Annotated in this window: 12 protein-coding genes; 9 read left to right on the top strand and 3 right to left on the bottom strand. The window is 65.6% G+C overall.

Going from position 1 to position 13241, the window contains the following annotated elements:
* Positions 1-24 precede the first annotated feature (24 nt).
* The 9 genes from KWG56_RS12765 (at position 25) to KWG56_RS12725 (ending at position 8945) form a co-directional block, all read left to right on the top strand.
* Positions 25-375, top strand: a complete 351-nt coding sequence (locus tag KWG56_RS12765; RefSeq protein WP_373274058.1) for an ArsR/SmtB family transcription factor — start codon at positions 25-27, stop codon at positions 373-375.
* Between the two features lie 9 nt (positions 376-384).
* Positions 385-1440 carry an ACR3 family arsenite efflux transporter gene (arsB, locus tag KWG56_RS12760; protein WP_219355039.1) on the top strand — a complete coding sequence of 352 codons (1056 nt, stop codon included), beginning with the start codon at positions 385-387 and terminating at the stop codon, positions 1438-1440.
* Positions 1437-1835: an arsenate reductase (glutaredoxin) gene (gene arsC, locus KWG56_RS12755; protein WP_219355038.1), complete on the top strand. Its 399-nt coding sequence runs from the start codon at positions 1437-1439 to the stop codon at positions 1833-1835. Before arsB ends, arsC begins: the two co-directional genes overlap by 4 nt.
* A 97-nt stretch (positions 1836-1932) precedes the next feature.
* Positions 1933-2196 (top strand): flagellar biosynthesis protein FliQ, encoded by a 264-nt coding sequence (gene fliQ / locus KWG56_RS12750; protein WP_008258892.1) that lies wholly within the window; start codon positions 1933-1935, stop codon positions 2194-2196.
* Positions 2196-2969, top strand: coding sequence for a flagellar biosynthetic protein FliR (gene fliR / locus KWG56_RS12745; RefSeq protein WP_201101028.1), 774 nt, complete (start codon positions 2196-2198; stop codon positions 2967-2969). The genes fliQ and fliR overlap by 1 nt, the downstream gene beginning before the upstream one ends.
* Entirely contained in the window at positions 2962-4038 is a 1077-nt protein-coding gene (gene flhB, locus KWG56_RS12740) for a flagellar biosynthesis protein FlhB (protein ID WP_219355037.1), read from the top strand. The genes fliR and flhB overlap by 8 nt, the downstream gene beginning before the upstream one ends.
* A gap of 51 nt (positions 4039-4089) precedes the next feature.
* Complete coding sequence (cckA, locus tag KWG56_RS12735) at positions 4090-6138, top strand: cell cycle histidine kinase CckA (RefSeq protein ID WP_219355036.1); 2049 nt, start codon at positions 4090-4092, stop codon at positions 6136-6138.
* Between the two features lie 347 nt (positions 6139-6485).
* Entirely contained in the window at positions 6486-7751 is a 1266-nt protein-coding gene (locus tag KWG56_RS12730) for a type III PLP-dependent enzyme (protein WP_219355035.1), read from the top strand.
* A 138-nt stretch (positions 7752-7889) separates the two neighbouring features.
* On the top strand, positions 7890-8945 hold the full coding sequence (locus KWG56_RS12725; protein ID WP_219355034.1) for a 1,9-bis(guanidino)-5-aza-nonane synthase: 1056 nt from the start codon (positions 7890-7892) through the stop codon (positions 8943-8945).
* A gap of 465 nt (positions 8946-9410) precedes the next feature.
* Here the strand turns inward: KWG56_RS12725 and KWG56_RS12720 are convergent, their stop codons facing one another.
* The 3 genes from KWG56_RS12720 to KWG56_RS12710 are packed head-to-tail and all read right to left on the bottom strand — an operon-like array spanning position 9411 to position 12922.
* Positions 9411-10547, bottom strand: a complete 1137-nt coding sequence (locus KWG56_RS12720; protein ID WP_219355033.1) for a CobW family GTP-binding protein — start codon at positions 10545-10547, stop codon at positions 9411-9413.
* Positions 10548-10592: 45 nt separating this feature from the next.
* Positions 10593-10817: an alkylphosphonate utilization protein gene (locus tag KWG56_RS12715; protein ID WP_201099907.1), complete on the bottom strand. Its 225-nt coding sequence runs from the start codon at positions 10815-10817 to the stop codon at positions 10593-10595.
* 59 nt (positions 10818-10876) lie between these two features.
* A complete protein-coding gene (locus KWG56_RS12710) occupies positions 10877-12922 on the bottom strand; it encodes an NAD(+) synthase (protein WP_219355032.1) in 2046 nt (681 codons plus the stop codon).
* Positions 12923-13241: the final 319 nt, after the last annotated feature.

Raw genomic sequence — 13241 nt, 5'->3', positions numbered from 1 at the left:
TTCGATTATTTGTGAAGTATGGAAATGAAATCAGCCATCGAGGCCCTCGGCGCCCTGGCGCACGACGGGCGCCTGAACATCTTTCGCGCGCTGGTCCGCGCCGGGCCGCAAGGTCTGGCGGCGGGCAGGCTGGGCGAGGCGGTCGGCATGGCCGCAAGCACCCTGTCGAACAATCTGAACATTCTGACGCGTGCGGGTCTGACAAGCGCCGTGCGGGATGGGCGCTCCATCATCTACGCCGCCGACTATGGCCGGATGGGCGCCTTGCTGGCCTATCTGATGGAAGACTGCTGTCAGGGCTCCCCCGCCGTCTGCGCGCCGCTGAGCGAGGTCGTGAACCGGGCCATGTGCTGTCCGCCCGACGACGGTCGGTAGGGCAGGGTCATGTCGATATTCGAACGCTATCTGACGCTGTGGGTGTTGGCCTGCATCCTCATCGGCGTGGCCCTGGGGGCGGTTGCGCCGGGCCTGTTCGCAACTCTGGCGGCCTTGGAGGTCGTCTCGGTCAATCTGCCGGTCGCGGCTCTGATCTGGTTGATGATCATTCCGATGCTGCTGAAGGTGGACTTCGCCGCCTTGCGTCAGGTCGGGCGTCACTGGCGCGGCATCGGGGTGACCCTGGTCATCAACTGGGCGGTGAAGCCTTTCTCGATGGCGGTTCTGGCCTGGTTGTTTCTGTCCGTGCTGTTTCGCCCTTTGTTGCCGTCGGACGAGATCAACAGCTATGTCGCGGGCCTGATCCTGCTGGCGACGGCGCCCTGCACGGCCATGGTGTTCGTCTGGAGCAACCTGACCCGGGGCGATCCCAACTTCACCCTGTCGCAGGTCGCCCTGAACGACGCGATCATGATCGTGGCCTTCGCCCCTATCGTCGCCCTCCTTCTGGGACTGTCGTCCATCACCGTGCCGTGGAGCACCCTGGCCCTGTCGGTGGCCCTCTATATCGTGGTCCCGGTCGTCATCGCCCAGGCGATCAGGGGGCTGCTGCTGCGCCGGTCATCCGCTGCGCTTGAGCGTGCGGCCCGTCTTTTCCAGCCGGTGTCTCTGGCGGCCCTGCTGGTCACTCTGATCCTGCTGTTCGGGTTTCAGGGCGAGACCCTGCTGGCCCAGCCGCTCGTCATTGGACTGCTGGCGGTTCCGATCCTGATCCAGGTCTATTTCAACTCCGGCCTGGCCTATCTGTTGAACCGGGCGGTGGGCGAGCGCCACAGCGTCGCGGGACCGTCGGCCCTGATCGGGGCCAGCAACTTCTTTGAACTGTCGGTCGCGGCGGCGATCAGCCTGTTCGGCATCCAGTCCGGCGCCGCCCTGGCCACGGTCGTCGGCGTCCTGATCGAGGTTCCGGTCATGCTGTCCGTCGTCGCGATCGTGAACCGATCAAAGCCCTGGTACGAATCCGGCGCCCGCGTCCGGCGCCTCAAGCACAGAGCGGCATCATGACCATCACCCTCTATCACAACCCCGCCTGCGGCACGTCGCGCAACACCCTGGCCATGATCCGGGCGTCGGGCGAGGAGCCGGTGGTCGTCGACTATCTTCAGGCGGGCTGGTCGGCTGAACGGCTGCAGTCTCTGGCGGCGCAGATGGGTGCGCCGATCCGCAGCCTGATCCGCGACAAAGGCACGCCCGCCCGCGCGCTGGGCCTGTTTGATGAAGAGGCGGACGATCCGACGATCATCGCCGCCATGATCGCCCACCCGGTGATCGTGAACCGTCCCATCGTCGTCTCGGACAAAGGCGTGCGGCTGTGCCGCCCGTCAGAGCTTGTGCTTGAACTGCTGTCCGAACCCGTGGCCCGCTTCACCAAGGAGGACGGCGAGGCGGTCGGGGCCTGAAATTCCATTGAAGCGTCAAAACCAAGCGAAACGGTTAGCGCTCCGTTAACCATCCTCCCGGCATTTTCTGCCCAGTGATTTGCGGGAGCGCAGGCCGATGAACGGCGCCGAAGTTCTGGATGTTGGCCGCGACGCCATCTGGCTGACGATCCAGCTGTGCCTGCCTGTCCTGCTGGTCGGTCTGGTGGTCGGCGTGGTGATCGGCCTGTTTCAGGCCCTGACCCAGATTCAGGAGCAGACCCTGATCTATGCGCCCAAGATCATCGCCATCTTCGTGTCCCTGCTGCTGTTCCTGCCCTTGATGGGCGCGCTGCTGGGCGGCTTCATGCGCCAGATCGCCGCGCGCATCGCGGGCATGTAGTGGAGGCTTACGCCACCGCCGATCAGGTCTGGGCGGGGGGGCTGATCTTCGCCCGCATCGGCGCGATCCTGATGCTGCTCCCCGGATTCGGCGAGGCCTATGTGCCGCCGCGGGTGCGCCTGTCCCTGGCCCTGGTCATTTCACTGGCGCTATGGCCGGTGGTGCGCGCCACCCTGCCGGGCCTGCCCGACACCGTGGGCGGCATGGCGGGATGGATCATTCATGAGGTGGTCGTGGGTCTGATGATCGGCCTGCTGCTGCGCATGTTCATGTCGGCCCTGACCACGGCGGGCGAGATCATCTCGCTGCAGACGACGCTCAGCTTCTCCCAGACCGCCAACCCGATGCAGGCCCAGCCGGGCACGACTCTGGCCGCCTTCCTGACCCTGCTGGGGGTGACGCTTCTGTTCGCCACCAACACCCATCACCTGTTCATCGCGGGCATGGTGGGCTCCTATCGATTGATCGCCCCAGCCCAGCCCCTGGTGATGAGCGACTTCACCACCATGGCCGTTCGCACCCTGGGCGACAGCTTCCTGCTGGGGGTGCAGCTGGCGGCGCCGGTGCTGGTGTTCGCCCTGATCTTCAATCTGGCGTCCGGCCTGATCGCGCGGGTCATGCCGTCGTTCCAGGTCTATTTCGCCGCCGCGCCTTTGAGCGTGCTTCTGGGCCTGTCGATCTTCGCGCTCAGCCTGGGCGCGCTGGGGACCGTCTTCATCGACCGTTACCGCCGCCTGGCGGACGTCTTCGTTTCGGGAGGCGTGGGTGGCTGAAGGCGCCGATCCCGAGTCGAAAACCGAAGAGGCCACCCCGCGAAAACTTGCGGACGCCCGCAAGAAGGGCGATTCGGCCAAGTCGCCGGATGTCGCCCAGGTGATGTCCCTGGCGGGCGCCGCCGCCGTCATCATGGGTGCGGGCGGCTGGTTCGCCTCGTCCATCGCCGAACAGCTGGTTCCCTTCATCGCCTCGCCGCATCAGATGCTGGGCGTGCTGAACTCTGGCGCAGGCACGCAGATACTGGCCAAGGCGCTGTGGGCCATGGGGCCGTTTCTGGGCGCGATCATGCTGGCCACCATCATCGGCGGCGTCGGCGGCAATATCGCCCAGTCGGGCCTGATCTTCACGGCTGAGAAGCTGAAGCCCAAATGGTCGTCGATCAGCCCGCTGAGCGGGTTCAAGCGCATCTACGGGCCGGACGGTCTGATGCAGTTCGTCAAGACCTTCCTCAAGTTGACGGCGGTCTGCGCGGTCTGCTGGTTTGCGCTGAAGCCCCATGCGCGCGAGTTCGAAAACATGGTGGGCATGAGCCCCATGGACCTGCTGCCGCTGGCGCGCGACATGGCCATGAAGCTGTTCTTCGCGGCCCTGGTGCTGTTGGCCGTGACGGCGGGCGCGGACTTTCTGTGGCAGAAGCTTCGCTTCGCCAAGCGGATGCGGATGACCAAGGAAGAGCTGAAAGAGGACTATAAACAGTCCGAGGGCGACCCTCACGTCAAGGCCAAGCTGAAGCAGATCCGCATGCAGCGCAGCCGCCAGCGGATGATGGCCAATGTGCCCAAGGCCACGGTGATCGTGACCAACCCGACCCACTATTCGGTGGCCCTGCGTTATGAGCCGGACCAGGGCGACGGCGCGCCCATCTGCGTGGCCAAGGGCGTCGACGCCCTGGCGCTGCGCATCCGTGAGGTGGCGACGGAACACGGCGTGCCGATCGTCGAGAACGTGCCCCTGGCCCGCGCCCTCTACGCCACGGTCGAGGTCGACGAGGTCATTCCGCGCGAGCATTTCGACGCCGCCGCCAAGATCATCGGCTTCGTCTTCCAGTCCCGTCCGCGCCGGTAAGAAGGCGTCAGGATTTCAGCGTATGATCCGACCACTGATTCGCGAGGCCGCATGACGTCCACCCGTCGCCTTCCGTTCGATCCGATGCTGATCGTGATGGCCCTTGGGTTCGTCGTGGCGGTGGGCGCCCTGGCCTATCCGGCGTTCCGCACCAACCCGACCTCGGCGCCGGGGCTGATCCTGATCCTGACCGTAGGCCTGATCGCCCTGATCGGCCTGTTCGCCTTCCGCCGCGCCGAGACGCCCCAGGGATCGACCGACGCCGTCATCGACATGCTGGACGCCATGGCCGAACCAGCCGCTTTGGTCTGGGATTCCGGCCAGGTCCTGGCCTTCAACGGCGCCTGGGCCGAGGCCAACGGCACGACCACGGCCCTGCCGCGCGGCAAGTCCGCCCAGGCCCTCTACATGGCCTTCGCCCAGGCGCGTCAGGGCCAGCCGGGCCACGCCATCGTCCAGATCGGCGAGCGCGAGATCGAGGTGGTGATCGGCCAGGCGGGCAAGAATCAGGCGGGGCAGGGCCGTTACCTGATGCGCGCCGCCCCCGACGCCGTCCTGCCCATGGCGGCGGCCCCCGCTCAGGCCGTGGCCTCCGTCTCCGGCGAGGCGCGGGCCATGGCGGCCGGCGCGCCGTTCGGCTCGGCTGTGATCGGCGGCGATGACCTGTTCGCGGGGCGGGCGGAAGAGGCCAATGCGGCCTTGGCCGTCCTGACCGGTCCGGCGGCGGCCGGCGACGCCGCCTTCGGCCATCTGTTTGAGCTGGTCGGCGTGACCGAGGCGCGGGCGCGTCTGGCCTCGGGCGCGTCCGGCCCCATCGAACTGGTCGCCCGCGCCTTTCCCGACAAGATGCTGCATCTGTATGTGGCGCCCGAGGGCGACAAGCGCCGCATCTGGCTGTTTGACGTCTCGGCGCAGAAGTCGATGGAGTTGCAGCTGTCGCAGGCCCAGAAGATGCAGGCCGTCGGCCAGCTGGCTGGGGGCGTGGCCCACGACTTCAATAATCTGCTGACGGCGATCCAGCTTCAGCTGTCGGGCCTTCTGGAGCGCCACCCCGTCGGCGATCCCTCGTACGAAGGCCTGAACGAAATCCGCCAGACCGCCATCCGCGCCGCTGATCTGGTGCGCAAGCTTCTGGCCTTCTCGCGCAAGTCTACTGTGCGGCGCGAGCGTCTGGACCTGGGCGAACTGGTCGGGGAATTCTCCATCCTGCTGCGCCGGCTGCTGCGCGAGGACGTGCGGCTTGAGACGGACTACGGCCGCGACCTGCCGGTGGTCCTGGCCGACAAGTCCCAGCTTGAGACCGCCGTCATGAACCTGGCCGTCAACGCCCGTGACGCCATGCGCGGCGTGGTCGAACCCGGCGACGCGGTCGTCACCATCACCACGCGCCGCCTGACCGGCGCGGAGGCGCGCAGCCTGGGCTGGGCGGGCGCCACGACCGACGAAGTGGCCCTGATCGAGGTGTCCGACAGCGGGCCCGGCGTGCCGCCCGAACTGGTGGACAAGATCTTCGAACCCTTCTTCACCACCAAGGCGGTGAACGAGGGCACGGGCATGGGTCTGGCCACCGTCTATGGCATCGCCCAGCAGGCGGGCGGCCATATCACCGTCAGCAATATCGAAGGAAAAGGCGCCGCCTTCCGCATCTTCCTGCCCGCGGCGGGCGAGGCGGAACTGGCCGAGGTCCAGCCGGTCGAGGTCAAGGTCAAGGCGCCGCGCGACCTGTCCGGCGCGGGCCGCATCCTGTTCGTGGAGGACGAGGACGCCGTGCGCGGCATCGCCGCCCGTCTGCTGCGCCAGCGCGGCTATGAGGTGATCGAGGCCTGCGACGGCGAAGAGGCCCTGATCCTGGCCGAGGAGCATGCGGGGCAAATCGACATGATGATCTCAGACGTCATCATGCCCGGCCTGGACGGCCCGTCCCTGCTGAAAAAGGCGCGCCAGTACCTGGGCGACGCGCCGGTGATGTTCATCTCGGGCTATGCCGAAAGCGACTTCTCCGACCTGCTGCAGGACGAGGTCGGCGTCTCCTTCCTGCCCAAGCCGCTGGACATCAAGACCCTGGCCGAACGCGTGAAACAGGAACTGCACGCGGCCTGACGAAAGCTTTCCGCATCAATACTCCCTTTCGTCATTCCGGAGCTTGGCTGCGCTTCGCCCGGAATGACGAAAGAAAGCAGGGAGCGCGCGGGGCGTCAAATCACCCGTCGGGCGCAGGCCCGGCGCCCCGCCAAGGCCGTCCAGGGGGCTCCCGTCGCCTCTGCAGCGAAGGCGCGGGGCGCTGACGCACGAACGGGCCAGGTCCTCAGCCGATCCCGCCATGAAATTACCACTTTACATGACGGTCCACAGACCCCATATCGCGCTTTCCGGCGGACCCCGTAGGTCTAACCGTTACGCGCTGCTAACGCCGGTCTGGGTTAACAATCATCAGGGGGTTACGTGAATTGCGCACGTACCAGCTTCCCCTGGACCTGGTCCGTGAGCGGCCTCCTGAACGTCCCGTCGCACTCGTGCGGCCGCGTTCGGTTTCCGTAGCGGCGCGCTGGTTCCAGGATAATTTAAAAGCCGACGTCTTCTATGCGGTGAAGGCGAACCCGTCGCGTTGGGTCATCGAGACCCTGGTCGAGGCTGGCGTTCGTGGTTTTGACGTGGCGTCCATCGCTGAGATCGAACTGGTCCGTTCGGTCAGCGACGACGTGCGTCTGGCCTTCATGCACCCGGTCAAGAGCCGTTCGGCCATCACCAAGGCTTACTTCGATTACGGCGTGCGCACCTTTGCGCTCGACTGCATCGACGAGCTGACCAAGATCCTCGACGCCACTGGCGGCGCAGACGACCTGAATCTGGTCGTGCGCATGGCCGTGTCGGCGGACGGCGCGGCCTACACCCTGTCGGGCAAGTTCGGCGTGTCCTCGGATCAGGCTCCCGCCCTGCTGCTGGCCACGCGCCAGGCGGTCAAGGAAGGCCTGATGGGCGTCAGCTTCCACGTCGGTTCGCAGTGCATGCGGCCCACCGCCTACCAGGCCGCCATGGCCCAGGTCGGACGCTCGATCAGCCGTGCGGGCGTGATCGTCGACATCGTCGATGTCGGCGGCGGCTTCCCGTCCGTCTATCCGGGCATGGTCCCGCCGGACATGAGCGAATACGCCGACGCCATCCATCGCGGCTTCAACGAGATGCCGGTGTCGGAAACGACCGAGCTGTGGTGCGAGCCCGGCCGGGCGATCGTCGCCGAGTCCTCGTCGATCCTGGCCCGCGTCGATCTGCGCAAGGGCGACGCCCTGTATCTGAACGACGGCTCGTACGGTTCGCTGTTCGACGCGACCCACTCGCGCTGGCCCTTCCCGACCAAACTGGTCCGGGACGGCGAGTCTGCGGGCGAGTTGAAGGCCTTCCAGTTCTACGGCCCGACCTGCGATTCCATCGACCATATGCCGGGTCCGTTCTGGCTGCCCGCCGATGTGCGCGAAGGCGACTTCATCGAGATCGGCATGCTGGGCGCCTATGGCGTGGCCATGTCGACCGGCTTCAACGGCTATGGCGAACACGACATCGCCGTGGTCGAGGACGCCCCGATGGCCTCGCTCTACGGTCTGGCCCCGCGTTCCATCCCCACCGTGCGCACCACGGCGGAAGAGAACGCGCGCAAGGTCGTCCGCCTGTCGCGTCCCAAGGGCAAGGCTGGCCAGCGCAAGTCGCGCCGGAAGTAAACGCGTTCACATCTCAAGCCGCCACCCTCGGATCAAGTTCGAGGGTGGCGGATTATGCTGAGGCTAACGGTCCCGCCGGTCGCTCCGTCCCGGCATGGCTGCGTGTCCGACGGGCGTTCATCAAGGCAAGCTTCCGAAATGACCGCAACCGCGCCCGCCAACACCAAGGCCCAACTGCTGCAGAACGTCGTCGAGCACGTCGACATCACCAACTTCGACGCCCGTCCGATCATCGACGCCATGCGCAAGATGAGCTTTTCGTCGCGCGACACGGCCCGCGCCGCCGACATCTTCTCCATGGCCATCGAGGATGCGGATTGCTCGCCCTGGCTGATCCTGGCCGGCTCGACCTCGGCGGGCGGCTGCATGGACGTGTACCGCGACATGGTGAAGTTCGGCATGGTCGACGCCGTGGTCGCCACGGGCGCCTCGATCGTGGACATGGATTTCTTTGAGGCCCTGGGCTTCAAACATTATCAGGCCGCCGGTTCGGTGGACGACAATGTCCTGCGCGAAAACTACATCGACCGCATCTACGACACCTATATCGACGAGGAGCAGCTCCAGGCCTGCGACCACACCATTCTGGAGATCGCCAACCGTCTGGAGCCGCGCGGCTATTCCAGTCGTGAGTTCATCTGGGAGATGGGCAAGTGGCTGTCGGAGGGGAATGCGAAAAAGCCCGGCTCCCTGATCCAGACCGCCTATGAAGAAGGTGTGCCGATCTTCTGCCCGGCCTTTGTCGATAGCTCCGCGGGTTTCGGTCTGGTCAAGCACCAGAAGGAGCGGGCGGCGGCGGGCAGGCCCTATCTGATGCTGGACGCCATCGCCGACTTCCGCGAACTGACCGACATCAAGATCGCGGCGGGCGTCACGGGCCTGTTCATGGTCGGCGGCGGCGTGCCCAAGAATTTCGCCCAGGACACAGTCGTCTGCGCCGAAATCCTGGGCGTCGAGGCCGAGATGCACCGATACGCCGTCCAGATCACGGTCGCCGATGTCCGCGACGGCGCCTGCTCATCCTCGACGCTGAAAGAGGCCGCGTCGTGGGGCAAGGTTCAGACCGCCCACGAACAGATGGTCTTCGCCGAAGCCACCACCGTCGTGCCCCTGATCGCCTCCGACGCCTATCACCGCGGCGCCTGGAAGACCCGCGAGAAGCGTCGCTGGAACAGGCTGTTCGATAAGGCGTGATCAAAAAGAAGGCCGGTGGATCGCCCCACCGGCCTTTTTACGGTTTCAATATTGATACGGCTAAGGAAGCCACCGAAATCAAGACAGCTAAGCCTCCGACCCAAAGACCTGCGTGAAATCGAGCACGTTCTGCCCGCAACTCTGCAATGATGCCCGCCAGCATCGGAAAATTGATCGCATTCACGTCGGTGCCAACGGATCTGGCAAAGAATGGTGTTGTCGATCCATCCTTGTTTGTCAGGCCGAAGCGACGTTCGAGGGGTGAATACAATCGGCCAAAAACTATATCAGGGTCGATTTTGAAGTGCTTTGCGACTGCTAAGCAATCAATGGGTACGTAGATTTTGGCCTCCCGGCTTCTGGAGGCTTTGTCGTAAGTCGTGAACTCCGAATGGTACCGTCGGTAAATTTCTTCCAGTAGTGCCAAATCGGTTGGCGGCCAAATCAGTCTCCCCCGTCTTGTCATCAGGCCGCGCAGGCCTCGAACCCGGCCTTCAGCGCGGCCTCGTCCAGATCGCGGCCGATGAAGACGGCGCGGCTCCAGCGGCGTTCGGCGACGCCCCATTCGCGTTGCAGGTCGCCTTCCAAGATCATGTGCACGGCCTGGAAGACCAGGCGGCGGTTCTCGCCCTTCACGTCGATGATGCCCTTGGCGCGCAGGATGTTCTGGCCCTGCTCGCCCAGCAGTTTGTCCAGCCAGTTGGTGAACTTGGTCCCGTCCAGCGGGCGGTCCAGCGACAGGGAGATGCCCTTGATGTCGTCCTGATGCGAATGGCCGCGCGCGCCATGTCCGTGATCGTGGGCATGGTCATGTTCGTGATGGTCATGCCCGTGGTCGTGGTCATGATGGTGGTGATCGTGGCCGCAGTGCTCGTCATGCACATGGCCGTCGGCGCCATGCGGCGGGTTCACGAAGTCCGGCTTCACTTCCAGAATCCGGTCCAGGTCGAAGGCGTGCAGGCCCAGCACCTGGTCCAGCGGCACGTTGGACCGCTCGGCGCGCACGATGGGCGCCAGCGGGTTCAGCGCGCGCAGACGGGCCTCCACCGCCTCCAGTTCGTCCGCCGTGGCCAGATCGACCTTGTTCAGGATGATCCGGTCAGCGAAGGCCACCTGTTCGCGGGCCTCCTTGCTGTCGTCCAGCCGGGCCATGACGTGCTTGGCGTCGACCAGGGTGGTGACGCTGTCCAACTGGGTCTTGGCCTTGACGTCCTCGTCCACGAAGAAGGTCTGGGCCACCGGGCCGGGATCGGCCAGGCCGGTCGTCTCGACGATGATGGCGTCGAAGGCGGGCTTGCCGGGACGCTGGCGCTTCATCAGACCCGCGACCACGCGGATCAGGTCGCCGCGCACCGTGCAGCAGACGCAGCCGTTGTTCATCTCGAACACGTCCTCGTCGGCGCCGACCACCAGGTCGTTGTCGATGCCGATCTCGCCGAACTCGTTGACGATGACGGCATAACGCTTGCCGTGGTCCTCGGTCAGGATGCGGTTCAGCAGCGTCGTCTTGCCCGCGCCGAGATAGCCGGTCAGCACGGTGACGGGGATCTTGCCGTTCGTGGCGGCGGCAGAAGAGGCGGGGGCGGCGAGGGTGTCGGTCATAGGCCGCTAGATGGCGGCTGCACCGTCACTTGAAAAGGGGGGGCTTCAAGCCTTCTTGACGAACTCGGTGCGGAGCACGAGGCCGCGTACCTTCTCGACATTGGCCTCGATCTCATCCGTGTCGCCGGTCAGGCGGATGTTCTTGACCAGGGTTCCGCGCTTCAGGGTCACCCCGCCCGACCCTTTGACCTTCAGGTCCTTGATCAGGGTCACGCTGTCGCCGTCGGCCAGGATGTTGCCGTTGGAATCTTTAGTCACGTCTTCGGTCATGGCGAAGCTTCTAGCGAGCGGGTCGCGCAATATCCATACGCTGACTGTGGGATTCCGGTTCAGGCGTCCGGGACGTTCGCATCCAGTTCGTCCAGCCAGACCTGCGCCGAGCCATCCGACGGCGCGCGCCAGTCGCCGCGCGGCGACAGCGAGCCGCCGGTCACCACCTTGGGCCCGTTCGGCAGGGCCGAGCGTTTGAACTGGGCCGTCTGGAAGAAGCGGATCAGGAACTTTCTCAACCACCCCTTGATGGTGGCCAGATCATATTCGACCCGCTCATCCTGCGGCGTGTTGGCGGGCCATTCGCCCACGGTCCGGTCGCCCCAGGCCTGGTGCGCCAGGAAGGCGACCTTGGACGGCTTCAGGCCGAAGCGGCTGATGTAGAACAGGAAGAAGTCGTTCAACGCATAGGGACCGACCGTGCCCTCTGTGGACTGGATCACCCCGTCCTTGGCCGGGACCAGTTCGGGCGAAATCTCTGTGTCCAGAATGGCGTGCAGGGTCGGCGTCGCATCATTCCCGACCAGTTCACGCGCCGCGACCCAGCGGATCAGGTGCCGGATCAGGGTCTTCGCCACCCCGCCGTTGACGTTGTAGTGGCTCATGTGGTCGCCGACGCCATAGGTGCACCACCCCAGCGCCAGTTCCGACAGGTCGCCGGTGCCCAGGACAAAGGCGTCATTCTGATTGGCCAGACGGAACAGATAGTCGGTGCGCAGGCCCGCCTGCACATTCTCGAACGTGATGTCGTGCACCGGCTGACCCTCGGCGTAGGGGTGGCCGATGTCCTTGAACATCTGTTCGGCAGCGGGGCGGATGTCGATCTCGGCGCCGGTGACGCCCAACGTCTTCATCAGCGTCCAGGCGTTCGATTTGGTGCCGTCAGAGGTGGCGAACCCCGGCATGGTGTAGGCCAGGATGCCGGTGCGCGGCAGGTTCAGCCGGTCAAAGGCGCGGCAGGCGACCAGCAGGGCCTGGGTCGAATCCAGTCCACCCGAAACCCCGATCACCAGCCGGTTCGCACGTGTCGCCGTCATCCGGCGCATCAGACCCTGCACCTGGATGTTGAACGCCTCGTAGCAGTCCTGGTCCAGCCGCCCGGCGTCGTCGGGCACGAAGGGGAAACGGTCCAGCGGGCGGATCAGGTCGCTTTCGACCACGTCCTCGCGGGCCATGAAGGGCACGATGGTCGCGACCTCGCCCTCCAGCCGCGCACAGTCGGAGAATGTGCCGTTGCGCAGCCGGTCCAGCCCGATCCGGTCCACATCCACGTCGGCCAGGGTCAGGTGGCTTTCCAGCGAGAACCGCTGCCCTTCCGCCAGCTTGACGCCCAGTTCGTGAACGGTCGCCTGACCGTCCCAGGCCAGGTCGGTGGTGCTCTCGCCCCAGCCCGAGGCGGTGAAGACATAGGCCGACAGGGTGCGGGCCGAATGGCTGGCGCTCAGCATCGCCCGTTCATCCGCCTTGCCGATGACGATGTTGGAGGCCGACAGGTTCAGCAGGATGCGCGCCCCCGCCAGCGCCGCACGGGTCGAGGGGGGCAGGGGCGCCCAATAGTCTTCGCAGATCTCGGCGGCGAAGATGAAGCCCGGCCGGTTCACGGCCTCGAACACCAGGCCCGGCGCGAAATCGACCGTCTCGCCGTTCAGATGGATCACGTCCTCGCTGCGCGCGGCGGCGGGGGCGAACCAGCGCTTCTCGTAGTATTCTCGGTAGTTGGGCAGATAGGTCTTGGGCACCACGCCCAGCACCTCGCCCGATCCGATCACGACGGCGCAGTTATAAAGGGCGTCGCCGTTGCGCACCGGCGCCCCGACCACGGCGATCAGATCCGCGTCGGCCGTCGCCTGGGCCACCACGGCGATCTGGCGTTCGACCTCCTCCAGCAGCGCCGCCTGCAGGTGCAGGTCATCGATGGCGTAGGCCGACAGCGACAGTTCGGGAAAGACGATCAGGTCCGCGCCCTGCTCGCCCGCCTCGCGGATCAGGGCGACGTGTTCGACGGCGTTGGCCTTGGGGTCGCCGACATGGCTGACCGGCGTCGCCGCCGCCACCCGCACGAAGCCGTGGGTCTTGGGAGAATGGAAGGAAAGAGTCTCGGCCATCGGCTCGCCCGCTGCACCCGGCGCGCAGCGCGCCGTTCGTCAGGCTTCATATAGGCGAGAAACTTCAGCCGGGGCGAGAGGCGCATTCCGCCCCGTCAAAACGGAAACGCCTCAGGCCGAAGCCGGGGGTATCAGTTCGTCAGTTCGGTGACGAAGACCGTGGTGCAGACCGGTTCATCGGTAGGCGCCGATCCATTGACCTCGGGGCTGACGAACAGACGTATGGAGCTTCGGCTAAGGGTGGGAAGCAGACGTTGGGAAACAAGCGTCCAACTGATATGATTCGCTATGCCTGATCGCCGCCGCCCAAAACCCAGTC

Origin of the sequence: Brevundimonas nasdae (assembly GCF_019395145.1) — a bacterium.
GTDB lineage: Bacteria > Pseudomonadota > Alphaproteobacteria > Caulobacterales > Caulobacteraceae > Brevundimonas > Brevundimonas nasdae.
Note: the sequence above shows the minus strand (reverse complement) of the source record. Positions and strands in the feature narration are given on the sequence as shown.